This window comes from Streptomyces sp. CB02058 (genome assembly GCF_001905505.1).
In the GTDB taxonomy this organism is placed as follows: Bacteria; Actinomycetota; Actinomycetes; order Streptomycetales; family Streptomycetaceae; genus Streptomyces.
In genome coordinates, this window is sequence record NZ_LIPG01000002.1 from 770,102 (window position 1) to 793,966 (window position 23,865).

Consider the following 23,865-nt stretch of genomic DNA (forward strand, 5'->3'; position numbering starts at 1 on the left):
ACACCACTGCACCCGAGAGCACATCCGCGCACAGTGCAGGGCGGTCGAGGCTGCCTTGGCCCAGCTTGCGTTGGCCTTCGGACGAACTTACAAAGCAGATGTCGGCGGTTCGAAACCGTCCGCGCCCACCAGTACAAAGGCCCCCAACCGATCATGGTTGGGGGCCTTTGACATCTACTTCTGACATCAACGGGTGTGGTCATCCACGGTCGGGACGCTGCCGCTTCAGCATGCGGTCCAGGTGACTCACGGCCTCGCGCTGCGTGTCCTGGACGACGTGGGCGTAGATGTTCATCGTGACCGCGATCTGACTGTGCCCGAGGATCTCCATTACGACGCGGGGCGGGACGCCGGCCGCTGTCAGCAGAGTCGCACAGCCGTGCCGGGCATCGTGCAGCCGGATCACGCGGAGTCCGGCCGTTGCGGCGACGCGGGTGAAGGAGCGATACAGGTTGCGGGGCTCGATCGGCCGGCCGGTGCGGGTGGTGAAGACATAGCCCGTCTCCTCCCACTGATCACCGGCAGCTTTACGCAGAGCGGCTTGCCGCAGCCGTTCGCAGCGGAGCGGGGCCACGCACAGGGCAGGCAGGGGGAGTGTCTGTTTCCTGCGCCGCCCCTTGGGATCGTCCTCGTACGCCTCACCGCGGACACGTTGCCGCTGGGTTCGGACCCGGATCTCCCGCCTGTCGAGGTCTACGTTCTCCCACCGCAGGCCGACGATCTCACCGCGACGGAAGCCGAGCGCGATGGCGAGGACGAAGGCCGCGTAGAGCGGGTCCTTTCGAGCAGCCGCGAGGAAGGTCAGCGTCTCGTCGAGCGACCAGGGCGACAGGTCACGAGCTACGGCCGAGGGCGGTTCCACGAGGGTGGCCACGTTTCGCATGACGAGTTCCTCGCGGCAGGCTGCTGTCAGCGCGGTACGCGGGACGCGGTGGGACTCCTTGGCGGTGGCTGCGGTGGTCTGCTGCTCCAGACGGACGAGGAAACGCCGGACATCAGCGACGCTCAGCGATTCAAGGCGCTTCGAGCCGAGCATGGGCACGAGGTAGAGGCGGATGTGCGTCTCGTATTTGGCGTACGTCGTGCGCTTGCGGCGCGGCTTGACGATGTTCTCCAGCCAGTACGGCAGCCACTCGGACAGCTTGGCCGACCGCGTGGGCACGGGCACGCCTTGGTCCACCTTGGACAGTAGGTCGCGGCGCTTGGTGTCGCACTCGGCCCAGGTCTTGCCGTAGGCGAACTTGCGAGCGCGGGTGCCGTCCGGCTGGAGGACGTAGACGGCGGCTTGGTAGCGGCCGTCCTTGCGCTTGGTGATGGTGCCCGCGCCGTTCGGGTTGCGCTTGCGCTGAGTGGCCATCAGGCGGCCTCCTCGATCTCGGTGACGATGAAGTCCCGTACGGCGTCGGCGGGGATGCGCCGGGACCGGCCGATGGTGATGGAGACCAGCCGGCGGGAGCGGATCAGGTCGTAGACGGTGGAGCGTCCGAGCTTGAGCCGCGCCATGACCTCGGGCACGGTGAGCAGTTCGGCAGTTGCGGTGGTCATGCGTCGGCCCCTTCCAGAGCGAGTTGATCTTGCGTTTCGGCGCGGTGTTCGCGGGCGTGGTCGCGGTTGTGTTGGAGGTCGCGGTGGATGTTGGCGGCGAGCCAGGATTCGCCGGGGGTGTGGCCGTGGCCGGCGTAGGCCCAGTGCGCGAGCGTGAGCGTGGTGGCTTCGGGGTGGTCGTCCGGGTCGGGCAGTCCGAGGGCTTCGCGTTGCTGTGCGGCGCGGTAGTCGGCCCGGACCTGTCGGAGAGCGCCGAGGGTGGTGGAGTACCGGCGTGACTTCGTGGAGAAGTGGCCGCGGAAGCCGAGCATGTGAGCCCAGTCGCGAAGCTTGCGGTCCGGATAGGCGTGGTGAAGGTCCAGGCACGCTTCGATCAACCGCCGCGGGTGATCGGGCACGTCGAGGAGGATCAGGGCTTCCTTGTTGCCGATGCGGTGATCGACGGTGCCGGTGGTCTCGGCCGCTTTGGTGGCGTACTTCGCGACGTAGGAGGCCACGGCCTGTTCGGTGAGGTCCTCACCGTTCCCGAAGGCGCCGATCGGCTGGACGTCGAGCTGAGCGCCCCAGCGGAGCACCCAGTCTTCGGTGATCCCGGCAGCAGGGTTGGCCGGGACGGTGACTTCGACTCGGGCGGCAGCCGCGCGGATGGCGTCGTCGAGCAGATCGAGGGTGGCCCAGATCGGGGGCGGTGAGTCCGGGCCGTCGGGTCCGTCGAAGCGGATCACCGCGTGGAAGTGGACCGCGCCGCGCTTCTGGTACTCGGCGACCTTGCCGAAGGAGAGCCGGGACTGTTCGCGGGCGGCTTTCTGGGTGAGGCCGGCTCGGTGGGCGATTTCGCGGCGGAGGTAGATCGTGAAGTAGCGCCAGAGGTCGGATGCGTGGTTGTTCCAGAGCACGGCGCCGGCGTAGTCGTACCGGTGGGGGTCGAGCGGGGTGCCGAGTTCGGGGGTGGTCTCGGGGTGGTGGGCGCCGCAGCGGCAGGGCCGGTTTCCGGGCCGGTTGTGGACCGCGCCGAACGACGGGGCTGTCAGGGTCGCGAAGACCCGCGGGTGATCCCGAATCGTCGTCGGGGTTCCTTTGTCGGGGTCTCCGGTGAGTCCGGCGCGGATGAGGTGGTAGGTGTCGCCCGCGTAGGTCCAGGCGCAGGCGGGGCAGCGGGAGGCGCGGCGGTTGCCGCAGGCGATCCGTAAGCGTCCGCCGGGCTCGGTGTCGGTCGTGTAGTGGTGCAGGAGGGTGCCGGTGGCCCGGTCGGTGGTCTTGGTGGCGCCGGTGAGGTGGATGGGCTGTGCGCATCCTCCGGTGCGGCGGATCTGTTCGGTCCAGCGGTCGAAGCCGGTGGACCCGGCCACCCTCAGCACATCGGCGAGGGTGGCCGGGTCCAGGCCCGCCGCGGTGGCGGTGTTGGTCATGGTCAGCGACCTCGGTTGTGGGCGGGGCCGTGATTGGCGGTCCAGCCCTCGACGAGAGCCTTGACCTGGGCGTCTCCGGTGGCGGTGGCAGAGGCGCCGCAGTGGCACACGGCCGATCCGGTGGCGGGGGTGTTGGGGGACGGCTTGCTGACGTGCAGGCCGGGGCGGTCCGGGGTCGGGGTCAGGTCGGACACTGTGATCACGCCCCGATCCGGGCGTGGGCGCGGGCGGGGTGGGTGTGGCCGGTGCCGTGGCAGGCCGGGCAGTCGGCGGTGATGGTCTGCCGGTGCCCGGTGCCCGGTGGGGGTGGTCTGGCCGGTGGTGATGGCGACGGTGGGGAAGCCGTCGCAGTGGGCGCAAATGGGCCGGGGCGCGGGGTTCTCGGGCATGATGGGGTCTCCCTTTCGGGTCAGCTAGATCTGGAAGGTGGGAAGGCGCCCGGGGCGGCGGAAGTTTGGCGACCGAGGCCGCCCCGGGGGCTACTTGCTGCGGTGCGGGGGGCGCTTGAGCGTGAGGCCCACGCTGCCGGTGGCCGAGAGAACGGCGACCGCCGCGGCAGCGGCAACATGCAACGTCACGGCGATCATCACGACGAGCAGAGTGAGGCCGCCGGTGACCGTGAGCGCGAGCAGGATGGGCCCGGTGTAGTTGCGAGGGGCGGCCCGGACGATGACGACCCGGGCGGGGTCGGTCCCGGCCGGGAGCTGCGCGAGCAGGTCCGCCGGGATATGTCCCGCGTTGAGCTGTTCCTCGGGGTGTCGCACGAGGGCACCTCCTGTCAGGGGTTGCAGCGGTGGGTGCGGGCGGCGAGTTCGGCGGCGGCACGGCCGTGGTAGTCGGCGGAGAAGTTGCAGCCGGGGGCAGTGCAGGCGGCGGTGTGCTCGGTGCGGCCCCGGCCGTCGTAGTGCGTGCCGACCCGGACGGGGCCTATGCGGATCACGTTGGTGAAGCGGTTCGGACGCGGCATGACGAAACTTCCTTCTGGTCAGGCGAGTTGGGCGGCAATGGCGTCGGCGAGCGGTACGGGAACACCGAGACGAGCGCGGAGGGTGGCCGAGTCGATCCGGGCGCCGGTCGTCGTGTGATGCGAGTCGGCGATCTTCCGGGCGTGATCGAGCAAGGCCGGAGGAACCGCGACAGTCGGCGGCGCTGCCACCTGAGCCGAGTCGGGAGCCGGAGCAGGGGTCGGCGGAAGTTCAGGGACAGGCTCCGGAGCCCGCTCGACCATGAAGTCCGGGTCCGTTTCGGGATCCGGAGTAGCAAGTGGTGCAGCGACGGGGCCCGCGGGTTCCGGCGTGGTGGGTGCATGGGCGAGGAGGGTGCCGCCGAGGAAGGCGAGGGCAGGCCAGCCGGCAACGAGGATCCGCAACCAGGCCGGTACCTCTTCGAGGTCGAGGAGTCCGGCGGTCGCGATGTTCGCGCCAAGGGACGCGGCCAGCGCGATCACGAACCAGATCCAGGCGGCGCGGTTGTCCGCGTGGGTGCGCATGCGGCGCCAGGCCGCGACGAGGAGCAGGTCCACGCTGATCGGGTAGGCCCAGGCTTTCCAGCCGTCCTGTCCGGCCGCTTCGGCAAGGTCGTGCAGGTGGGAGAAGGACAGCGCGCCGGCGATGACGGCTTGGACCAGCACGGCATCCAGGCGAACACGAGACATGGGGTCACCTCCTTTCGAGGTGGGCCGGGGCGGGGCGAGATGTGGCGGTCACCGCCCAGCACCGGGGCGAAGGGGTCAGGCGTTGGGGTCGGTGCCGGAGCCGAAGCAGTTGAGGCAGAGGCCGTCCTGCTGGCCGACCAGGCGACGCTTCCGACCGACGCGCACCGTGACGGGGACGTTTCCGGTCCCGCCGCACGGCTTGCAGACAGACGGCTCGGAGGGCTTGGTGGTCCGTGTGGCCATGACGTGGGGTCCTTTCGGTTCCGGGCATGGGCGGGGTAGGGACCTGGCGCGAGACGGTCACGCCAACCGGGGTGGAGTGGCTGTTACTCGGTGACCGGCACCGGGGCGACCAGCGGCGAAGCCGGAGCCGGGGCGGTGCGGACGACCGGGCGGAACGGGGCCAGGGCCGGGACGTCGGGGGTCAGGTGCGCGTACTCCTGGCAGATGGCCACCACGTCGGCAGCGGACAGCTCGGGGGTGCGGATACGGGACCAGCCGCCGGAGGCGTCACCGGCCACAGCCACACCGGGACGATCCGGCGGGATCGTAGTGACCGCGAAGACAGCATCCGGGGCGATGTCGCCGAGCCCCATGTCCGCGGTCTGCTTGTCGTTGACCCGGTGCACCACTCGGCCGGTGAGCTGGGCGCGGAGCATCGTGGCGCCCTTGCCGAGCTCGGAGCCGAAGCGCTGCCCGCAGATCTCCAGATAGATCCCGACCGCACGGGCCATCTGTGCCAGGCGCACCAGGTGCATGACCATGCGGTCCCGGCGTTCCTCATCCTTCTTCACGGCGACGAGGAAGAGTTCCGCCACCTCATCCAACAGCACCACCAACGGCACCGGCCGCACCTTCACCGGCAAGTCCCACAGGTCCGAGACGCCGTGGGCGCTCAGGGTGTCGAAGCGGTCCTCCATCTCCCGGACCAGGGCTTCCAGCAGCTGTGAGGCTTCGTCCGGGGTGATAGCGAGGGCGGATAGGCGGGGAGCGTATCCGCGCTGTTCAACCCCGCGCTTGCAGTCGATCCCGACCAAGCCGACCGGAAGTTTCGCGAGACCGGTGATCAGGTTGCGCTGAAACATCGACTTGCCCGACTGGTTCGCGCCCAGGGTCAAGCTGTGCGGGATCTTCGCGTAGTCGCGGACGAACGCGGTCCCGTCCTCCCGCAGCGCCACCGGCACCACCAACGGGCCAGCAGTGACCTTGCGGGGCAGGCGGCGGGGCATCTTCACCCGACGCAGCACGTCGTACCCGGTCATGCGGAGTTCGACGAAGCCCGGCTTGATCTCCACAACGTGCACGGAGTGGACGCCCCAGGCGTGCCGAAGCCGTTCCGAGGCAGCGGCAACGTCGGCGGGCTCCAGGCCGGCGGGGAGGCGGAGGGTGACCCGCATCCCGGTGGAGGAGCCGCGGACCCGGCGCACCTTCGGCGGGACCGGCTGGACGTCAGGGCGGCGGGCCACGTTGCGGACCATGAACGCCCGCAGGCGGGACGACTGGACCGTCAGCCCGCACACATCCATCGTCGAGCGGTACGTGGCGGCGAAGCGGACCCGGGCGACCGGCAGGCCGGCCAGCGACCAGAACACGCGAGGAGCGCGAACCTTCGCATAGCCGAGACCGCCGGCAGCCGATAAGGCCCCCGCCACCTCGATCACCGTGGTCAGGTCCGACATGGTCAGGCACCCGCCGTGATGGCCACCGCGCGGAAGCTGATCCCGTGCCGGGTCTGCCCGTTGAACGTGTTCTCCCAGTCACGGGCCTTGAGACCGATGACCGTGACCGGTGTACCCGGCGTCAGGTTCTCCGGGACCCCCGTGCTCGGCACCGTCACCTAGTAGAGGTTGCCCTCCCCCTCGTCCGAGATCAGCAGGCCCACCGTGGCGAGCGGGGCACCGGTCTCCCGGTCCATCGCGACCTCGCCGGTCTGCTTGCTCACGAGCTTCGGAGTCGGAGGCGTCGCGACGAACACGACGGCTGTCGAAACGTCGATCTTGAAAGAAGGCATGAGCGCATCCCTTGTTCAGGAAGTCACCGCCAACCGGCAACCTCTCTAGACATCACCAGTGAAGCAGTTCATCTCTAGAGACGTCAACGCTTCTCTAGAGATGTGTTGTCCTGTAGCCGCAGGGCATGCGATCGGTTCGCGGCGAGCACGTTCCGCCCGTGGGACGTACGTTTCTTTCGTGAAAGAAACCTCTAGGCTGTCTAGAGAGGAGAGGAAGAGATCACTCATGTCCACCGAGGGCGCCAAGCGGCAGCCGAAGTACCAACGGATCGCCGATGAGCTGCGAGACGCCATCCAGTCCGGGCGGTACCAGCCAGGCGATCGACTGCCAGGCGAGAACGACCTCATGGCCAGCCACGGCGTGGCCCGGATGACCGCGCGCCAGGCCCTCGGCGTTCTGCAAAGCGAGGGCATCGCCGAGTCACGCAAGGGCGCTGGGGTCTTCGTACGTTCGTTTCGCCCGCTGCGTCGCCAAGGCATCAAGCGCTTGGCCCAGTCCCAGTGGGGCGAGGGCCAGTCCATCTGGGCCGTCGACACAGAAGACCGGACTCTGGTCGTTGATCAGGTGAGCGTCACCGAGCAGGGTGCCCCGGAGAGGGTGGCCCGTGTACTGGGAGTGGAGCAGGGCGACCCCGTGTGCGTACGCAGTCGACGGTTCGTCCTGGACGACAAGCCAGTGCTCATAGCTACGTCGTACCTGCCGGCAAGCCTGGTAGCCGGGTCTGCGATCACGCAGGAGGACACAGGGCCTGGCGGCATCTACGCCCGGCTCGCCGAACTCGGCTCCAAGCCGGTCCACTTCCGCGAGGAGATTCGGTCACGCATGCCATCGACGGACGAGGCAGAGCAACTAAAGCTCTCCACGGGGACGCCCGTCATGCTGATCTGCCGGACGGCGTTTGCGGACGAGGGGCGTGCCGTCGAGGTCAACGAGATGACCCTTGACTCCGCTTCGTACATCCTCGAATACGCCTTTGACGCGTAAGGATTCCTCAGCGACCAGTCCAGGTCTCGCGCCGGCGGGCAACACTGAAGATCTGCTCAACCCGCTCTGCCGGAATCACGGGGGTCAGCCCGGCCAGAACCGCGTGCACCTTGACGCCATCTATTACGAGCACTGGTGGCGCCGCGTTCTTCACGGTGACTCTGGCCGCGCCCACGATCGCAATAACCGGGCGGACCGGTACAAGGAATCCGCAGTGGCCTGACAGGATGCGCGAAGTGCGTCGTGCCTCATGCTCGCTGGCCACGATGTGCTTGGTGGGGGCGCGGTTGACCGTGATGGCGTGATCGCCGTACCAGACGGTCTTGCCCCTGTGGAACTTCGAGTTGATGGTGAAGACCCCTGCGGGCCCTATGACCAAGTGATCGATGTCCGATTTACTCGGCCATTGAACGGAGTGAAGAACTCGCCAGCCCTGGCGTCTGAGAGTGTTCAGGCGACGACCAGTCGTACGCTCACCGACCAGCCCCAACGCCCAGCTACGTATCTCCCGATCCGGCGACCAGCGGGCGAACGGCCTCTTCACTCGGTTGGGTTCCAGTTCTGCGAGCTTCCTCCGGATCGCATCTCCCGGCCGGTTCCCCACCAAGTCTTCTTGCAGCACGGCTACCTACCCCCTCGGTTCGGGAGTCCACCGCATCACGCGGCCGCGGAGGTGCCAAGATGCCGTTTCCGGCCAACGAGAGCTGTTACAGGTTTCTCTACCTCATCAAGGCACCCGGCTGCGCTCCGCTCCGCCGGGCGCGCTTCCCGGCTCTGGCCGCGCCCGCGCTCCTGCCTTCGGCCCGCTCGGCGCTGCCGCCGCCGACGCGCGCCCACAACTGGATAGGCCCGGGGGCATGAGACGAGAACCAAGCCCGCGGCTTCACGACGATGCCTCCGGCGGGGGCGCTCAGACTCCGGGATGGATGGGGCGCCGTTCGCGGGTGCCGGCCGGAGCGGGGCGAGCGTCGTAGGGCTCCCATCCCGTCCGCCTTCGACCCAGGCAGAGCCGAGCAGTCGCGGCCCAGGGCGTCAAGGTCGTTCGTACAGTGGCGCGCTCCACCTTGACGCCCTGAACCACGACCGCTCCACGATGTGTGGGTCGAAGGCGGACGGGATGGGAGCTGGGGCGAGTGGTGCGTTGAGGGGTGAAGCGCCACCCTTTGGCTTCTTGCTGCTACGCGTCGAGGAGGTTCCCTAGGCCGCGAAAGGACTGTGCTGGACGAGGTGTTGCCGTCTAGTGTCTGGACATGCACCTTGACGCTGAACAGTTGGCGCTCTCGTCCGGCAAATGGATGGCCACTGCCTTCGCGGCATTCGCTGATGGGCCATCGTCGGAAGATATGGCGGTCCATCACGCAGGCGTGGCCACCGAGCATCTATTGAAGGCGTTCCTGGCCAAGATTCATCCGTCGTTGATAGTCGATGGTAAGGACTTCAACTCGATGCTTTACGCGGCGGGGCGTGGGAGTCTCCTCCAGGTTCGAGGGTCTCAGGTCAAAACCATTCAGCTCGGCGAGGCCTACGAGCGGGCGCAAAAGATCTTGAAGGGTAAGATTCCTCTTCGCCCCAAAGGGCCCTGGCCGCTTGCTGACGCACGCAACGGGGTCGCCCACTCCGGGTACCACGATCGAGCTGAGGTCGTTGCTGTCTTCACCAGCTGCATCAAGGTGATCGACCCGCTGCTTGCCGAACTTGGGATTGGGCCTGAGTACTGGGGGCAGCACAAGGAATTGCATGACAAGCTGCTCATCGAGGGAATTGAAGCAGCTCGGGTTCGATCCGAGCGGAAGCTCTCCAGGGCTCGCCGCATCTTCCAGCAGCGCTATGGTCACATCAGCGATACAGACCTGCACTACATTGTCGCGACCAGTATTGGCCTCACTGCACCGTGGAATGTTCGGCACGCACATACGGCCCCCTGCCCCGCGTGCTCGCTGCAGGGCCTGTTGACTGGCAGCTTCTCCATCGATGAAGAGAGGCAGACGGTCGTACTCAGCCCCGAAAGCTTTCGATGTTCGGTTTGTGAGCTTCACCTTGAGTTGGAGGAGCTAGATATGTTGCGCATCCCGCTCGCTGGCAGTCACCTGCACGTGCCGATCGCGGAGCTTTTCGATGATTACGATCCTGAGGAGGGTTTCCCTAGCTTGAGTGAGATTGTTGCGCAGATCTATCCTGCTTGAACATGGACGGTCTACCCCAGCGGACAGGTTCGACAGCGCCGAGGCCGCATGAGAGCGCGGGGACACAGCACCGAAGTACCGCAACCACAGCAACCGTCCTCGTCCAGGGACGCCTTTCCTGGGTCATGAAGCGGACGGTATGACCGTGCCTGACCGATCCGGCTGGAGCTACGGATCAGAAGGTCTCTGACATCTACCGCTGACATCAACGACGCTGGACGGGGGCGTACATGGGCGTTCCTGTCCGGCCGTCGCAGTGGCGGGAGGTGGGGGCCGCAGCGGTGCCCGGCCGAACTTACAAAGCAGATGTCGGCGGTTCGAAACCGTCCGCGCCCACCAGTAGGTAGCACGACGAAGGCCCAGGTCACCGGTACAGAACCGGGAGCCTGGGCCTTGTTCGTTCCTCAGCTGCGGAAGTAGGGGGAGAGGCGTCGTGCCGCTCACATGCCACATGCAGCGTCGGGATCTACCGGCTGGACCAGCTGAGCGCTGCCGCCGACGCGCGCCCACGCATGGACAGGGCCGATGGCCATGAGGCGAGCACCAGGTATGCACGGCCACGGGCCAGGAGGATGCCTCCGGCGGGGGATCGGCCGGCATCGGGATGGAGAGGGCGCCGTCGCCGATTGCGGGCACATCGTGGCGAGCGCGGTGGGCTAAGCGGGGGAGGGAGAGCCGACCCCGTTCGCTGGCAAATCCACTCAAGTGCAAGCAATACACACGGCGAGGTCAGCCGAGAGAAGCACTGTGCGCGCTCGATCGGAACCGTAGATCACTACTAGGTGAATCTGCGCATCGCCTGCGTCCCGTAGGCGGTCGACCGCTTCGGGCATCCCTGTCCGAGGCGTGCCACCTGCCTCCCTTAGTCCTTCCAGACGCCAAGACCACAGGTCCCGGAGCTTCAGTGCTGACACCGTCTCACGCCCTTCTGTGAGCCACGCGAAGTCGGCGCCGGCCAGGAGTATCGTCCGGGCTTCATGAGCCCAGGCGTCGTTGTCCGAGGCCAAGGCCGCGCACAGTTGCTCACGAGTCATGGCGCCAGGATCTCGTGCCACTTCCGTGCCAGAACCAACGGGGACTTAGTAGGAATTGACGTTCGTCAGGGTGTGCACCATCCCACGCTGCCCAAGGCAGGGGTTCCCAGGTCACGCCTATGGTTCCCTAACTTCGCTCCTGGACCGGTGGGTCTATTGGTCCGCCTGACCCGCATCAAACCGATGAGGCGGCTACCCCTGGACGGGAAGATCAGGATGGGTGGCCAGAAAGATCATGTAGGCGATTGCCGCTGCCGCCCCCAGGAGGGACAACACGGCACCCGCCACGGCTTGCGTGCTGTTCGCTTGCCCCGACTCTGATGCGCGGTACTCGACAAATGCCCGCACCAGGCCGACGAGCGCCAGAGGCAGCGCGACGAAGCTGACCAGTATCCAGAACGGACAGCAGAACCAGAACGCCACGGACGCTCCGCCGAACCAGACGGCAAGCTCTGCTTTCTCTTGTGCCTCGTCCGGTGTGCCGACAGAAATCATGGGCCGATCCAAGCAGAGCCGAGGCCGAGGAGTCGAACGTGCTGCAGAAGGTGCTCAGTTTCGTCGGCCTGAGCCCGTCCTCAGAGGAGAATGACCTGATCAAGCGAGTGATCGCAGTGGGTGGCGACACCGTGGGATGCTCGGGAAGCAGCCCGGTGAAGGTCAACGGAGAGGCGATGGACGACTCGTTCATCCACCCTGGCAACACCCCCTGCGGGGACGAGCCGTTCGGGCCGGTCAAGGTGCCGAAAGGGAGGATGCGGGTGATGGGTGACCACCGTCAGGACTCTCAGAACTCCCGGTACCACCAGGACCAGCCCGGCGGTGGCACGATCGGCGAGGACCAAGTCATCGGTCGGGCCTTCGTCGTTGTTGGCCGGTCAACCGGTGGGCCCCGCTGCCGGTGTCGAGGTAACGAGCCACGCCGTCCATCGAGACGGCAACCTCGCCCCCTGCGTTTCCTACTGGGCCGCGGGGCGTGCCGCTTCCGTGCCAGAACGGGCGGGGACTCACGGGGAACCGAGGTTCGCCGGGGTGCGGCCCGCCCCACGCTGCTCGAGGCGGGGAATCCCAGGTCATGCCGGTGATTGGCCAACCTCGCTCACAAAGCAGATGTCGGCGGTTCGAAACCGTCCGCGCCCACCAGTACGAAGCGCGACGAAGGTCCAGGTCACCGGTACTGAACCGGGAGCCTGGGCCTTGTTCGTTCCTCAGCTGCGGAAGTAGGGGAGAGGCGTCATGCCGGATGCGGGGTCCTGTCGGCCGGACCTTTCATCGGCTCGGAATGCCCCGTGGGGGCTGTTGACCACGATCGGCACAGACCCTTCGAGTAGGTAGGGGTGCTCGGGGAAGTAGTCGACGTGGAGGTGACCGCCGTCCTTCGCGGTAGCCATGGCCCGCAGGTTGTCGGCCAGGATCGCCCTGGCATCTGGATCGCCACTGATCACCAGGGTCTGCCGCGAGGCGTCGAGATCGATCCGCACGCCGGGGCGGGAAGCCTTCTCGACTGCGACGCCGGCCAAGGGGGCTGAGTCCTCCGATGATGTGGACCTGATGAACCGGTCGCCCTCGGCCACTGCCTCTGCCAGGTCGGCCAACTCCTCTGCTGACGCGGTGAGATCCACTTCGCCGAAGACGGGATCGGAAACGAGTCGCACGGGCGGCACTCCTTCATGGTTCGACCTCCATGCTGCCTTGGAGGCCTCGCGGCCCTGAACCACGCCCGCTCCACGGTGTTGTGGGTCGAAGGCGGACGGGATGGGAGCCTGGGTAAGTGGTGGATTGAGGAGGGTGGACGCGGTCCGGTACTGCCAAGCTCAGATAGTGATCAAGAATTCTGGCTTCGGCTTCCATGTGCGAAGACCGGCTGTCATGGTGATGCCGCAGCGGGACCGTGGGTCGCTGACTGCGGCGACTTGAGAAGACCAAGGGGGATCAGATGATTTCAACGATGGGCGTGGGACCCATGATCGTCGTAGCTGTCACGATGGTTGCCATCGCAGCTCTCGCCGTTGTTGTCGTCAGGCGTCTGGGTTCGCGAGAGCGATAGCCGTCCCCGAACCGTGCCATCACGTGTGGTGAACAGCGGTCAGCAGGGGCTGCGTCCGGCCGGCCCGGAGAGGTGCCAGTTCTGTTGTCCCGGATCGATCGTCAGCCCGTTGAGGCGGGATCATCAGTGATTCCCCAGCTCAGGGCTACAGTGCTGTCGGTCGTTGGGAGGGAAGGGCTGTGGGTCGATCATGGTGGTTGATGCAGGGAGACGTGCCCGTGGGCACTCTTGTGCTCGGTCAGGTGGCCCAGCCGTGGTTCGAATGTAGCTTCAGACCGACTTCTGCTTGGGAGGCTTTGCGGCCCACCGTGGAAGCGTGGACCAGGGCCGTGGAGAGCGACGACAGCAACGAGGACGAGATCTCAAGGGCCCTGGAAGCTGTCGATGCTCTCAAGCTGACCCTGGTCTCCGTCCCTGGTTCCGAGACGATCGAAGACTTCCTCATCCATGTCGAGGGCGACACCGCGCGCTTCCGCCACTGATGGCCCGGGGTCTCCCTCGCGGCTGACATCACCGGATGACATCGACGTCGGCGGACAGCAGCGGTGCGAGGCAGTCGAGTACCGCCCCGAAGGGGCCTGCTCGGACCACATTCCGCAGGCTCGCGAGGATCGCATCTCGGACTTGCACAGCAGATGTCGGCGGTTCGAACTGTCCGCGCTCACCAGGATGAAGTGCGACGAAGGCCCGGGTCGCCGGTACCGAACCGGGAGCCCGGACCTTGCTCGTTCCTCGGCTGAGGGAGGCGAGGAGAAGCGTCGTGGGTGACGCCAACACGTTCGGTCCTTGGCGAACTCCGCGGGATTCAGATGGCACACGAAGCGGTTAGCACCCGTCGATTGCGCGCAGCTCGACCTCGACGACGCCCGGCAGCATCGCGATCTGTTTCTTCAGCTCAGCGCGGCGAGCGTCCGGAAGCCCTTCGGGGAACTCGACTTCGAGGTAGAAGTGCTGGCAGCTCTCGTACCCGCTGGCTGTCGTTGCTCCGAACCCCATGAGCTGATCTTTCCGAGTGGCAAAGTCTTGCTCGTGCAGTCGGCTGCCGGAGTCGAGTCTCGCCTGGTAGCTATCAGGTTCCGGTTCAGCCGGAGCGGGTCTGGTGAGGAAGGCGACGAGTATGGCAACTGCCACCAAGAGCGCGTCGAGCACGCCCCGATCCCTCAGGCCCGGCCGGGTGCGAGGGTCGACGAAGGCGGCCACCACCAGCAGCATCGCCGTCGGAATGAACATGAACATCCCCAGCAGGAAGCCCGCTGCCGCCCAGGCCAGCAAGGCACTCCCGATAATCAGGCAGGCCCGGACGAAGCCCTGCCGCTCGCGCCGCAAGTAGAGCGGTATTCCCACCGCAAGGCGGTCAGGATGAAGAGCGGGGCGAGTCCACTGGGCACCCCGACGGCGAGCGCTGGCGCCATGGCCGCCACCGCCCCTACGACAAGCACCGACTGCAGCCGAAGGACCCGGGTATCGCCTTCCACATTCCCCCCTGGAATTGAACGCGTTCAAAATAGCTCACGCTGAGGGGGAGTTGCTCTCCTGTTCCAGGGGCCGGGTCGAACCGCTGGCGTGGTCGCGCCAGTTGCGTGCCAGATGGTGCGGTCAGTGACGGTCACTTGGGGTGCGGAGAGGTGCAGACTTCGCGGACTGTCTATGGGCCGCGGCGGATCGCCCCGGCACCCGCTGGTGGTGCTGATGAACCCGAATCCCATGTCGTTCTCCGCCCGCGCTGGATAGGAGGTCCAGGTTGCGCTTGGCCGAGCAGGGGGTGCGGCGGGCGACTGGCCATCTCGTCCCGGGTGGGGCGTCGCGGTTCGTGCCGACTTGGGTGACCCCTGACTCGGTGGTGGTGCACGCGGGCGCGCACGGGCGGGTCTCCCGTCCTGGCCTGCTCGCCGACGTGGGCGGTGATCGCGTGATCTCGGCTGTTCGCCTGGGGCCCGCCGATCAGCGCGCGTGCCGAGGTGTGCCCCGTCAGCCGCGTCGGTGAGCAAGGCCGCCCCGCCGCCTTGCCTCTGGGCATAGTCACCCGAATGGTGGCTTCGGAGTGGCAGTGAGCCGGGTGGGGGTCGACGTTTGTCGAGGGGTGTTCACCCGTTCGGCCTACCGTTGAGAGGTGCACCATGGCTCAACTTGTCCGCAGGAATCAGGCATTGCTGGACGAGGCCCAGAAACGGGCCTTCGTCAAAGCGGTGTGGAGCGTGAATTCCAGAGGTGACTACACCGAGTTCACCAAGATGCACGCGCTGGGCGCGTCCTTCTACCACTACGTTCCCTCCTTCCTGCCCTGGCACAGGGAGTTCGTCCGGCTCTTCGAGGCGGCACTGCCCACCCTGCCCAGCGGGCAGGCGGTCACCGTTCCGTACTGGGACTGGGTAGGCACCGACGCAAACTCGTCGATCTGGGCCGACTCCTTCATGGGCGGCAACGGCAGGTCGGGCGACCACCAGGTGATGACCGGTCCGTTCGCCGTGTCCGGAGGATGGTTCTGCGTCGATCCCACTCATCCGATCGCTTCGTACCTCAGGCGCGACTTCGGTACCGGCCACCTGCCGACAGCAGACGAGGTGTCCCGCTGCCTCGCCATGACGCCGTACGACGGCGTGCCGTGGGACGGGGTGAGTGACTGCTTCCGTAAAGCCCTGGAAGGTGCGATACCACCGGGGATCCACAACCTGGTCCATACGTGGGTCGGTGGCAACATGGAACTCACGAGTTCGCCCAACGACCCCTTGTTCTGGCTGCATCACTGCAACGTCGACCGGCTCTGGGTCAGGTGGCAGCAGCTGCACCCGGACCAGCCGTACCTCCCGCAGAGCGGCGGTCCGCCGGGACAGAACGTCGACGACCTGATGCCCCCGTGGTCCAGTGTGCGGGTGAGCGCGGTGCTCGACCACCGTCAGCTGGGCTACATCTACGACACCGAGAACCCCACGGCCCAGGGCGACCACATGTATCCCGGGGACACCCTGCGCAGCGGCGACTCGATCAGTTCGGGGGACGGCCGCTACCGGCTCGCCTACGAGAGCGACGGGAACCTGGCCCTGTACCAGGACGGCGAACGTACTCCGCGCTGGTCGTCCCGGACACAGGGAAGGCCTCCCGGAATGTGCGTCATGCAGATGGACGGCGACCTCACCATCGACGACGCCGACGGGCAGCGGGTGTGGAGCCTGGGCGTCGACGGGCGTGGCAACCGTCTCCGGCTGACGGGGGACGGGGCTCTGGAGGTCACCGGCCTGTCCGGAGCGATCGCCTGGCAGTCCACCCGTCACGCGATGGCCTGACCGGACCGGCGACAGCCAGAGACGTGCCTCCGTCGCTTCGCCGCGGCGGGGGCCTCTTCCCTGCCCAGAGGGCCAAGGGGGCGGAGCGCCCCTCCGCCCTCCGTTCAGCGTTCGCCCTGTGAGAACCATGATCGACGCGACGTGGATGCCCGCGCAGGGCGACCGACGAGCAGATGCCTCACCGGTGATCCGAAGGATCATCTCGACGGTCGGCGCACAACGGACGAGGAGCAAGATGGCCAGGCCCGTCCTGCGGGTCATCGGAGGGGGGCACCCCCGACTGTTACCGTCCAGCGTGGAATTCACCTCCGGACGGACAGGCGGGCCACGCCTCGACGCCGCCGCCTTGGCGCAGGTTGACCGTGGTAGCAACGTATGGGGATCCCTCACAGCCGTAGCCGACGCGCAACGCGGCCGAGGTGTTCCACTCCGCCGGCTGGGGTGTCCGCCGGTCGAGCTGGACCGAGTTCGAGGTCGAATGCGCCTTTGCCGAGCTTGAACTGCTGCCGTTGGACCCCGTGGTCTTCAGTGGGTTCGTGGACCCCGGCCGCATCGCCGTCCTTCTGGTGGCCTTGGAGGGAATGGGCATGCCGTTCACCGTCGAGTTCCAGGACGACGAGGGCCGCGAGCACGTCCATCACTCGGGGACTCGGCCACGTCGGTGACGTCATGGTGGAGGGGCTGCCGCTGGCCGTTGGTCCGTCAACAGCCGTGCAGGCAAGCTGTGTTGACTGCGTTCGCCCCGTCTGTGGCGGTCCGCCCGGGAGTTGCGGCGCCGTCGTCCGGAGTGGATCGCTTCAAAGGCGTCCGCAGCCCGTCACGGCTCTGTCACCGGTGATGTCACAGCAGTCCATCGGCTGAACCATTTCCTCACTCGCGTCACTCCAGGGGGGAACCATGCGTATCCGTACTGCCGCGGCCGTCGCCGCCGTACTCGCCTTCACCGTCGTCGGCTGCAGCAGTGGGAACAGCAGCGACAGCAAGCCCGACACCATCGACGTCACCTCGCCCGAATCGTCGAAGTCCGCGGACAGTGGTGATGCCGCCGAGGGCGCCGGGCTGCCGGACGAGCCCACCGGTGACAAGAGATCCGCCGTCCTCGCGGCCATTCTCGATGTCAACGGCAACCTCATCCGCGACGAGGACAAGGCCATCGACGCCGCCCGCAACCAGTGCGCGGCCCTCGACGGCGGTGCGGCCGACCCGAACCACTCCGCCGCGCAGCGGTTCTCTTACGACGGCGTCACGTTGACCGATGACGACGGGAGCCACATCAACATCGGGCTGCGCAAGACGCTCTGCCCCGAAGCCTGATCGGCCACCGGCTCCGGCCCGCCGAGGGGCGGAAGCGGGTCGGCGTCCTCGCCCCGGAGCCGGGTGAGGATGCCGGTGGTGTCCTCACCTCAGGCGTGCAGCGTGGGCCGGTAGACGAGCTCCTGGATGTGGTCGTCCAGCGTGCGCGACTCGATCAGTTCGAGGTCGAAGTCGGCCGCTCCCCGGAAGACCGGGTCCAGTCCGGTCCGGCCGGTGATCACCGGGAAGAGCGTCACCTGAACACGGTCGACCAGACCGGCGGCCATCAGTGCCCGGTTCATCGACAGGCTGCCGTGCGAGCGCAACGGCACCTCCGACTCCTGCTTCAGCCGGGCGACGACGTCTACGGCGTCACCGCTCGCGATCGTCGCGTCCGGCCAGTCGAGAGCGCCTTCCAGGGTGGTCGACACCACCGTTGCCGGAAGGCTCCTCATGCGGGTGACCCACGGGTCGCGCACATCCGAGTCCTCCGTGCTCGCCGCCAGCATCTCCGCGAACGCCCGGTAGGTGTTGGCCCCGAGGACCATCCTCTGGGCCTCCGCGTACAGGGCGAGACGGTGGGCGAGGAGCTCGGGGCCCTGCTTGCCCCAGTAGCCCGTCCAGTCACCGCCGGCGGCGCCGAAGCCGTCGAGGCTGGAGAAGACGTCGAACGTGTAGGTGGCAGCCATGGTGCTCTCCCTGAGTGCGGTCGATCGCGTGCCGGGGCGCCCCGGACGTGGCCCCAGGGGCCCTGCCACGTTAAGAGGCGCGGGGGAGGTGCGGTCGGCGACACGGCGGGGCCGTCAGCGGGCCGCCTCGGGTACGGCACCGGGTGCGGGGGCGTCGGCCCGCACGGCTGTGCGTGGACACGGACCGTGCCGCCCGATCCGGATGCCCCCGGACTGCGGGAGCTCGTGATGCTCGCCTCACACCCGTTCCAGCGGTCGGTGCGGGCCTGCCGGGAGTTCGATGCCGATGGGGTCGTGCGGGCGGACCTCGCCGCCGTGGCGGACCACGGACATGATGCCGCTCTTGAAGGTGAAGTCGCCCGAGACCGGGTCGAGCGCGAAGACCTCGCCGAGCAGGCCCTGCTGGAAGTCGTTGATCTTCGCGCACGGGTTGCGGAGGCCCGTCACCTCCACCACCGCCTCGTCGCCGAGGTGCAGCAGCGTGCCCGTGGGAAGGCCGAGCAGGTCGATGCCCCGGGTGGTGATGTTCTCGCCGAGCCGGCCCGCGGAGACCGTGAAGCCCTTGAGGGCCAGTTCGTCGAAGAGCTCCTCGTGCATCAGGTGGACCTGGCGCAGGTTGGGCAGGTCCGGTTCGTAGGTCATGCGGAACTGGTGGCGGATCGTCTCGCCCGCGTGGACGTCGCCTTCGACGCCCAGGCCGGCCAGCAGGGTGATGGACTCGCGTGTGGGCTTGCTGAAGCTGTACGTCCCGTTACTGCTCACCGCTGTGATCCGGCCTGCCATGTCCCACCCCGTCCGCTGGTACGCGTATCCGCGCGGCAATCCTAGGGAAGCACCAGTGCGGCGAGTTCCGCGAGGATCGCCGGCCAGGGGAGCTCACGGTCCGCCGGGCCCTGGCGGGGTTCGAGCAGGGGCCAGACATCGGCTCCGTACACCAGCTTCACGTCCGCCGCGCGCAGCGCCTCGATGTGGCCCGGCCAGGCCGGATGCCGTGCGTGGGCCGCGTTGATACGGGGGAACAGCACCACCGGGACGCCGGTCGTGCCCAGCGCTTCGCTCACCTGTGTCAGTGCCTGGTTGTCGGCGATGCCCGTCGCGAGCTTCGCCACGTAGTCGGCGCTTGCCGGGGCGACGACGTGACAGTCGGCCACGGGGTGCGGGCGCGGCTCGGACGGCAGGCGGGGCGTGTCCCGCACGGGGAGGCCGGTCAGGGTCTCCAGGCGGTCCAGTTCACCGTTCGCCCTCAGCCAGCGGCCCGCGGTGGGCGTGAGCGTCACGGACACCTGCCAGCCCAGGTCGATGGCCGGCCCGACCAGGCCGGTACGCAGCTGCTCGATGCCGTCCGTCGCCGCTCCGACCACACTCAGCACCCTGTGACCGCCCGCACTCATCGTGTCTCCGTCCCGTGCCGCGGCACGCGTGCGCGCACTCCGTCCATCTCCATGCCGTCACCCTAGAAGGGGACGAACGGTGCCCTGCCGCTGATCGCGGCCCCGACAGCCGTTCCGGGGCTCCGGGATGCGGTCCGGCGAGGCACGGGGGACCGTGGAGGCATGTCCGGACATCCACCTGTGATCGTGTATCCGCCCTCGACGACCGGGGGCCGGAGGGTGACCGTGCGAGGGCAGATCGTCGGGCTCGCGCACGGGCGCGGGGACGTGGCCTCGTTCCTGCGGCGGGCCGGGCTCGCCGACGGGGCCGAGGAGATCGATCTGGACCGGCCGGAGTTGATCGAGTGGCGGGGCGGAGACCTCGACACCTGGAGGTGAGCTCCGTGAAGCGTCGTCGAGCACACCGGCGCGAGGCGTCACTCGAACCTCCCCCCGGTTACTACGGGGCGAGCGGAAGCGCCCCCGATGCCGCCCAGCGGGGCCTGATCCTCGACTGGGTGGTCAGTCAGCGGGTCGCGGCCGGATGGCGGGTGGAGTCCCGGTCCGGGAGCCAGGCCGTGCTGGTGCGCGGGCAGCCGGTGAACCATGTCCTGCATGCGTTCCTCACCGTCTTCTCGTGCTGCGCGTGGGGCGTGGTGTGGGCGGCCCTGGCGCTGACCAACACGGTGGAGCGCGTCGTCCTCACCGTCGACGCACAGGGGCAGGTCGTCACCGTCGGAGCGCCCTGAACAGGGTGTAGTCACCCGAACGGGTAGCTCCGGGTCGTGGCCGGCGAGGCCGTCGCACAAGGTCGGATCTGCCCGCAGCAGTGCGGGGCCGTCCGTCGAGCGTTCGTCGCGTGTCCGTCGAGTGGAGGAACCCCATGGCCCAGTCAGCACCCGCACCCGGACCCTCTCGCCCCTCGCGCCCCTCCGCCACCGACCCCGGCGGCCCCTGGGCCGCGGGCGGGGTGATGTTCGCGGGGGTCCTGCTCCTCGTCGACGGCATCCTCGCCATCGTCAAGGGGATCGCGGGCATCGCCTCCGACGAGGTCTACACGCGGATCAACGACTACACGTTCAAGTTCGACGTCACCGCCTGGGGATGGATCCACCTGGTCCTCGGGGTGATCCTGGTGCTCGTCGGCTGGGGCATCCTCAAGGGCGCGGCCTGGGCCTGGGGCGTGGGCATCGTGCTGGCGGCGCTGAACCTGATCGCGAACTTCGTCTGGCTGCCCTACCAGCCGGTGTGGGCGATCATCTCCATCGCGATCGACACCTTCGTGATCTGGGCCCTGTGCGCCCACCGGGCGAAGCCGGTCATCTGACGTGGGCCCGGGGCGAGGCGGCACGGGGCCCGACGCGGCGACGGCGCTGGCCGCCGACGCGTACGTGTACGGCTCGCCGCTCGTCCGCAGGCTGTCGGGCGTCCAGGCCTGCCTCCAGGAGGGCTTCGGGCCGCTGGCTCCGGCGCCCTTCAACGACTTCGCGCACGCGGAGGGACCGGCGGCACCCGGCGCGCACGTCCCGTTCGCCCCGGCCGACCTCGTGGACGCGCTCGCGCAGCTCGATCTCTCCGGCGGACCGGTCAGGCTGCACGTGCCCGACACCGGTGGGGCGTACTACGTGCTCCAGTTCGTCGACGCGTGGAGCAACGCCTTCGCCTATCTCGGCCCGAGGGGCACCGGCACCGGCGAGGGCGACTGGATGATCGTTCCGCCCGGCTGGTCGGGCACCGTGCCCGACGTGGTGTCGGGTGTGATCGACGCGCCCACCTCGGTCGTCTCCGTCTTCGGCCGCATCGCGTGCGACGGGCCCGGGGACCTGGCCCGCGTCAGGGCGCTCCAGCAGGAGCTCACGCTCACGCATCTGGGCGACCGGGCCCACCGCACCGGGCTGCCGGCGACGGAGTCCGGGGTGCCGGGTGAGCTGCGGTTCTTCGAGGAGCTCCGGGTGTGGATGGGCGACTTCCCGCCCGCCCCCGCCGATCGGGCGTACCAGGACCGGTTCCAGCCGCTGGGGCTGCTGGAGGAGGGGCTCTCGCCGTACGTGTCGCCCCGCCCCGGTCTCGTACGCGCACTGACGCGGGGCCTCGCGCTGGGCAGGCTGCGGGTGGAGGAGGCGGCCAGGCGTCCCGGCGCGGCGGTGGGAGGCACCCCGGGCGCCTGGCACGCCGAGCCGCACCTGCGCGACTACAACCTGGACCACTTCGGCGTCGGCGCGCTCGGCTCGCCGGAGTGGCAGATCCCGGACCGGGATGCGTCGTACCTGGTCAGGGCGGTGGCGGCGAGGAGGGGGTACTGGCTTCCGCACGGATACGAGGCGGTGTACGCCCACGCGTCGCGCGACTCCCGGGGGCGGTCGCTGGACGGGGCGCACCGCTACGTCCTGCGCCTCGCGCAGCCGCCACCGGTCAGGGCCTTCTGGTCCGTGACCGCGTACGACGTCCCCGGCGGCCATCTCGTCGCGCACGGGGAGGACCGTCACGCGGTCGGGGACCGTACGCCCGGGCTCGTCCACGGCGCCGACGGCTCGCTGACGCTCCATCTGTCCGCGGAACGGCCGCGGGACGCCGCGGGGGCGGCGAACTGGGTCCCCGTGCCGCTCGGCCGCTTCCGGCCCGTGATGCGGCTCCACCTGCCTGACCAGGCCGTTCTCGACGGCAGCTTCGTCATTCCGCCGGTCGAGCGGCTGGACGCGTAGGTTTCCGGGGCGCGTTGTCAGTGGTGCGTCGCACACTGGAGGCATGTGCCGCAGTATCAAGACCCTTCGTCCGCCAGCCATCCCCGAAGAGGCCACCGAGGAGGAGATGCGAGCCGCCGCCCTGCAGTACGTGCGCAAGGTGTCGGGCTTCCGCGCGCCCGCCGCGCACAACCAGGAGGTCTTCGACCGCGCCGTGGCCGAGATCGCCGACGCGACCCACCGGCTGCTGGACGGCCTGGAGATACGGGGCGCCGCCGCCCGGGCGTGAGCCCGGTACGTCGCCCGGTGTCCGGTCTCAGTGCCCGGCCGGGGCGTCGGCCACTGCCACTCCCGTCACCGTGGCCGTCGGGGACGGGCGGCGGACGACGAGCGCGGCGAGGGCGCCCGCCAGGAACAGGGCCAGGACCGAGACCGCAGTGCCCAGCCAGCTCGCGCCCAGCCACTGGCCGCCGAAGTAGCCGAGGCCCACGCTGTAGACCGCCCAGGCCACACCCGCGACGGCCGACCAGGGCAGGAATTCCTTCACCTTGCGGTGAGCGGCGCCCGCGCCCAGGGAGACGACGGAGCGGCCTGCCGGTGCGAAGCGCGCGACAACGACGAGGGCGCCTCCGCCACGGCTCAGCGCGGCGCCGAGACGTTCCTGCGCGGTGGTGAGGCGGCGGGAGCGTGCGATGGCCCGGTCGAGGCGGTCGCCGCCGCGCCAGGCGAGGCGGTAGGCGACGAGGTCGCCGAGGACCGAGGCGGTCGCCGCGCAGAGCGTCAGGACGAGCAGGGAGGGCACGTGCCGCGTGGCCTCCCCGGCCGCCGCGGTGACCGTCGTCGTGCTCGCGGCCGCGGCGGTGGCGGCGGTGATCACCAGTACACCGCTGGGCAGCACGGGCAGGAAGACGTCCAGGAGTACGGAGAGGGCGACCACCGCGTAGATCCATGGGCTGCCGGTCAGCGCACCCACACTCTCCAGCACGTTCTACTCCCCGTTCCGTGTTCCGTCTCAACGCCGCGACGTCGCAGGGGAGCGGCAGGAGCGGCAGGGCCAGCTGTACAGCGTACGCCTGCTGTTCACCCGGCATTCGCCGCCGACCCGGGGATGTTGTGGAGGTCACGTACGCCCCGGCACCCCTCGTAGGGAAGGGGGGCCGGGGCGCGGGGTGCGGGGTGGTCAGACCGAGACGGTCCGGGCCTGTTCGCGGGCGGGCTCGTCCTCGCGTACGGCGCTGTCGCGCGAGGAGAACAGCCGGTCGAGGGCCAGGGCGCCGGGGCCGGTGAAGACCAGGAGCAGGAAGGCCCAGCAGAAGACGGCCGAGGCCTCGCCGCCGTTCTGCAGGGGGAACAGCGACTCGGGCTGGTGGACCTTGAAGTACGCGTAGGCCATGGAGCCGGAGGCGACGAAGGCGGCGATGCGGGTGCCCAGGCCGAGGGCGACGAGGGCGCCGCCGACGAGCTGGATCACGGCCGCGTACCAGCCGGGCCAGGTGCCGGCGGGGACGGTGCCGCCGCCCATGGCGCCGCCGAGGACTCCGAAGAGCGAGGCGGCGCCGTGGCAGGCGAAGAGGAAACCGATGACGACCCGGAAGAGTCCGAGTGCGTACGGCTGGGCCCGGTTCAGACGTATGGACATGGAGAGTGGGGCTCCTTCGGTCTGGGGACGTGAACCGATCGAGAGCC

The 23,865-nt window shown here is 68.5% G+C and carries 29 protein-coding genes and 2 pseudogenes; 12 read left to right on the forward strand and 19 right to left on the reverse strand.

The genetic code is table 11. The features are described 5' to 3' along the window. Window positions 1–199 precede the first annotated feature (199 nt). The 10 genes and pseudogenes from AMK10_RS10610 to AMK10_RS10655 form a co-directional block, all read right to left on the reverse strand. Window positions 200–1,357 (reverse strand): tyrosine-type recombinase/integrase, encoded by a 1,158-nt coding sequence (locus AMK10_RS10610; protein ID WP_073747297.1) that lies wholly within the window; start codon window positions 1,355–1,357, stop codon window positions 200–202. Then, on the reverse strand, window positions 1,357–1,545 hold the full coding sequence (locus AMK10_RS10615; RefSeq protein ID WP_073747300.1) for a helix-turn-helix domain-containing protein: 189 nt from the start codon (window positions 1,543–1,545) through the stop codon (window positions 1,357–1,359). Before AMK10_RS10615 ends, AMK10_RS10610 begins: the two co-directional genes overlap by 1 nt. Further along, on the reverse strand, window positions 1,542–2,954 hold the full coding sequence (repSA, locus tag AMK10_RS10620) for a replication initiator protein RepSA (RefSeq protein WP_073747302.1): 1,413 nt from the start codon (window positions 2,952–2,954) through the stop codon (window positions 1,542–1,544). Before repSA ends, AMK10_RS10615 begins: the two co-directional genes overlap by 4 nt. 2 nt (window positions 2,955–2,956) lie before the next feature. Next, complete coding sequence (locus AMK10_RS10625) at window positions 2,957–3,148, reverse strand: hypothetical protein (RefSeq protein ID WP_073748023.1); 192 nt, start codon at window positions 3,146–3,148, stop codon at window positions 2,957–2,959. Between the two features lie 285 nt (window positions 3,149–3,433). Further along, a complete protein-coding gene (locus AMK10_RS10635; RefSeq protein ID WP_073747304.1) occupies window positions 3,434–3,718 on the reverse strand; it encodes a hypothetical protein in 285 nt (94 codons plus the stop codon). 14 nt (window positions 3,719–3,732) lie between these two features. Further along, window positions 3,733–3,921 (reverse strand): mobile element transfer protein, encoded by a 189-nt coding sequence (locus tag AMK10_RS10640; protein ID WP_073747306.1) that lies wholly within the window; start codon window positions 3,919–3,921, stop codon window positions 3,733–3,735. Window positions 3,922–3,939: 18 nt separating this feature from the next. Further along, the gene (locus AMK10_RS10645) at window positions 3,940–4,608 is read right to left on the reverse strand and encodes a DUF2637 domain-containing protein (RefSeq protein WP_073747308.1); all 669 of its coding nucleotides are present in this window, start codon (window positions 4,606–4,608) and stop codon (window positions 3,940–3,942) included. 75 nt (window positions 4,609–4,683) lie between these two features. Further along, window positions 4,684–4,851, reverse strand: a complete 168-nt coding sequence (locus AMK10_RS37665; protein ID WP_198959671.1) for a hypothetical protein — start codon at window positions 4,849–4,851, stop codon at window positions 4,684–4,686. 83 nt (window positions 4,852–4,934) lie between these two features. Continuing rightward, on the reverse strand, window positions 4,935–6,287 hold the full coding sequence (locus AMK10_RS10650; RefSeq protein WP_073747310.1) for an FtsK/SpoIIIE domain-containing protein: 1,353 nt from the start codon (window positions 6,285–6,287) through the stop codon (window positions 4,935–4,937). 2 nt (window positions 6,288–6,289) lie between these two features. Beyond that, window positions 6,290–6,619, reverse strand: a pseudogene (locus tag AMK10_RS10655) (SCO3933 family regulatory protein). A 226-nt stretch (window positions 6,620–6,845) separates the two neighbouring features. Here AMK10_RS10655 and AMK10_RS10660 point away from each other — a divergent pair. Then, entirely contained in the window at window positions 6,846–7,604 is a 759-nt protein-coding gene (locus tag AMK10_RS10660) for a GntR family transcriptional regulator (RefSeq protein ID WP_073747312.1), read from the forward strand. A gap of 7 nt (window positions 7,605–7,611) precedes the next feature. Here the strand turns inward: AMK10_RS10660 and AMK10_RS10665 are convergent, their stop codons facing one another. Then, window positions 7,612–8,226, reverse strand: a complete 615-nt coding sequence (locus AMK10_RS10665; RefSeq protein WP_241839516.1) for a nuclease-related domain-containing protein — start codon at window positions 8,224–8,226, stop codon at window positions 7,612–7,614. Window positions 8,227–8,854: 628 nt separating this feature from the next. Between AMK10_RS10665 and AMK10_RS10670 the strand changes: the two genes are divergently transcribed. Beyond that, window positions 8,855–9,787, forward strand: a complete 933-nt coding sequence (locus tag AMK10_RS10670; protein WP_073747316.1) for a hypothetical protein — start codon at window positions 8,855–8,857, stop codon at window positions 9,785–9,787. 1,226 nt (window positions 9,788–11,013) lie between these two features. On the opposite strand, the gene AMK10_RS10675 is transcribed toward AMK10_RS10670, so the two are convergent. Further along, window positions 11,014–11,316, reverse strand: a complete 303-nt coding sequence (locus tag AMK10_RS10675) for a hypothetical protein (RefSeq protein ID WP_073747318.1) — start codon at window positions 11,314–11,316, stop codon at window positions 11,014–11,016. Window positions 11,317–11,345: 29 nt separating this feature from the next. On the opposite strand from AMK10_RS10675, the pseudogene lepB reads away from it, so the two are divergent. Then, window positions 11,346–11,722: pseudogene (lepB, locus tag AMK10_RS10680) on the forward strand (signal peptidase I); the annotation flags it as partial. Between the two features lie 304 nt (window positions 11,723–12,026). On the opposite strand, the gene AMK10_RS10685 reads toward lepB, so the two are convergent. After that, on the reverse strand, window positions 12,027–12,473 hold the full coding sequence (locus AMK10_RS10685; protein ID WP_073747322.1) for an Imm32 family immunity protein: 447 nt from the start codon (window positions 12,471–12,473) through the stop codon (window positions 12,027–12,029). A 721-nt stretch (window positions 12,474–13,194) separates the two neighbouring features. On the opposite strand from AMK10_RS10685, the gene AMK10_RS37670 reads away from it, so the two are divergent. Beyond that, entirely contained in the window at window positions 13,195–13,347 is a 153-nt protein-coding gene (locus tag AMK10_RS37670) for a hypothetical protein (protein WP_206745295.1), read from the forward strand. A gap of 343 nt (window positions 13,348–13,690) precedes the next feature. Here AMK10_RS37670 and AMK10_RS10695 read toward each other — a convergent pair whose 3' ends face one another. Beyond that, entirely contained in the window at window positions 13,691–14,209 is a 519-nt protein-coding gene (locus AMK10_RS10695; protein ID WP_073747327.1) for a hypothetical protein, read from the reverse strand. Window positions 14,210–14,982: 773 nt separating this feature from the next. On the opposite strand from AMK10_RS10695, the gene AMK10_RS10700 reads away from it, so the two are divergent. From AMK10_RS10700 to AMK10_RS10710, 3 genes are all read left to right on the forward strand, one after another. Then, window positions 14,983–16,146 (forward strand): tyrosinase family protein, encoded by a 1,164-nt coding sequence (locus tag AMK10_RS10700; protein WP_079180662.1) that lies wholly within the window; start codon window positions 14,983–14,985, stop codon window positions 16,144–16,146. Between the two features lie 419 nt (window positions 16,147–16,565). Continuing rightward, window positions 16,566–16,811: a hypothetical protein gene (locus AMK10_RS10705; protein ID WP_073747331.1), complete on the forward strand. Its 246-nt coding sequence runs from the start codon at window positions 16,566–16,568 to the stop codon at window positions 16,809–16,811. Window positions 16,812–17,043: 232 nt separating this feature from the next. Next, entirely contained in the window at window positions 17,044–17,460 is a 417-nt protein-coding gene (locus AMK10_RS10710) for a hypothetical protein (protein ID WP_073747333.1), read from the forward strand. Between the two features lie 89 nt (window positions 17,461–17,549). On the opposite strand, the gene AMK10_RS10715 is transcribed toward AMK10_RS10710, so the two are convergent. The 3 genes from AMK10_RS10715 to AMK10_RS10725 all read right to left on the reverse strand — a co-directional run bounded on the left by AMK10_RS10715 (window position 17,550) and on the right by AMK10_RS10725 (window position 19,519). Beyond that, a complete protein-coding gene (locus AMK10_RS10715) occupies window positions 17,550–18,128 on the reverse strand; it encodes a dihydrofolate reductase family protein (RefSeq protein ID WP_073747335.1) in 579 nt (192 codons plus the stop codon). Window positions 18,129–18,365: 237 nt separating this feature from the next. Further along, window positions 18,366–18,911, reverse strand: a complete 546-nt coding sequence (locus tag AMK10_RS10720) for an MOSC domain-containing protein (protein ID WP_073748024.1) — start codon at window positions 18,909–18,911, stop codon at window positions 18,366–18,368. Window positions 18,912–18,952: 41 nt separating this feature from the next. After that, window positions 18,953–19,519, reverse strand: coding sequence for a flavoprotein (locus tag AMK10_RS10725; RefSeq protein WP_198959673.1), 567 nt, complete (start codon window positions 19,517–19,519; stop codon window positions 18,953–18,955). 162 nt (window positions 19,520–19,681) lie between these two features. Here AMK10_RS10725 and AMK10_RS10730 point away from each other — a divergent pair, with 162 nt between their 5' ends. From AMK10_RS10730 to AMK10_RS10750, 5 genes are all read left to right on the forward strand, one after another. After that, window positions 19,682–19,897, forward strand: a complete 216-nt coding sequence (locus tag AMK10_RS10730; protein WP_073747337.1) for a hypothetical protein — start codon at window positions 19,682–19,684, stop codon at window positions 19,895–19,897. Window positions 19,898–19,902: 5 nt separating this feature from the next. After that, window positions 19,903–20,247 (forward strand): hypothetical protein, encoded by a 345-nt coding sequence (locus AMK10_RS10735; protein ID WP_073748026.1) that lies wholly within the window; start codon window positions 19,903–19,905, stop codon window positions 20,245–20,247. A 134-nt stretch (window positions 20,248–20,381) separates the two neighbouring features. Further along, window positions 20,382–20,825 (forward strand): DUF7144 family membrane protein, encoded by a 444-nt coding sequence (locus AMK10_RS10740; protein ID WP_073747339.1) that lies wholly within the window; start codon window positions 20,382–20,384, stop codon window positions 20,823–20,825. Window position 20,826: 1 nt separating this feature from the next. After that, entirely contained in the window at window positions 20,827–22,200 is a 1,374-nt protein-coding gene (locus AMK10_RS10745) for a DUF1254 domain-containing protein (protein ID WP_073747341.1), read from the forward strand. A 43-nt stretch (window positions 22,201–22,243) separates the two neighbouring features. Further along, window positions 22,244–22,468 carry a DUF2277 domain-containing protein gene (locus AMK10_RS10750; RefSeq protein ID WP_073747343.1) on the forward strand — a complete coding sequence of 75 codons (225 nt, stop codon included), beginning with the start codon at window positions 22,244–22,246 and terminating at the stop codon, window positions 22,466–22,468. 27 nt (window positions 22,469–22,495) lie between these two features. Here AMK10_RS10750 and AMK10_RS10755 read toward each other — a convergent pair whose 3' ends face one another. Beyond that, complete coding sequence (locus AMK10_RS10755; RefSeq protein ID WP_073747345.1) at window positions 22,496–23,164, reverse strand: DedA family protein; 669 nt, start codon at window positions 23,162–23,164, stop codon at window positions 22,496–22,498. A 195-nt stretch (window positions 23,165–23,359) separates the two neighbouring features. Further along, on the reverse strand, window positions 23,360–23,818 hold the full coding sequence (locus AMK10_RS10760; protein WP_073747347.1) for a DoxX family protein: 459 nt from the start codon (window positions 23,816–23,818) through the stop codon (window positions 23,360–23,362). Between the last annotated feature and the right edge of the window lie 47 nt (window positions 23,819–23,865).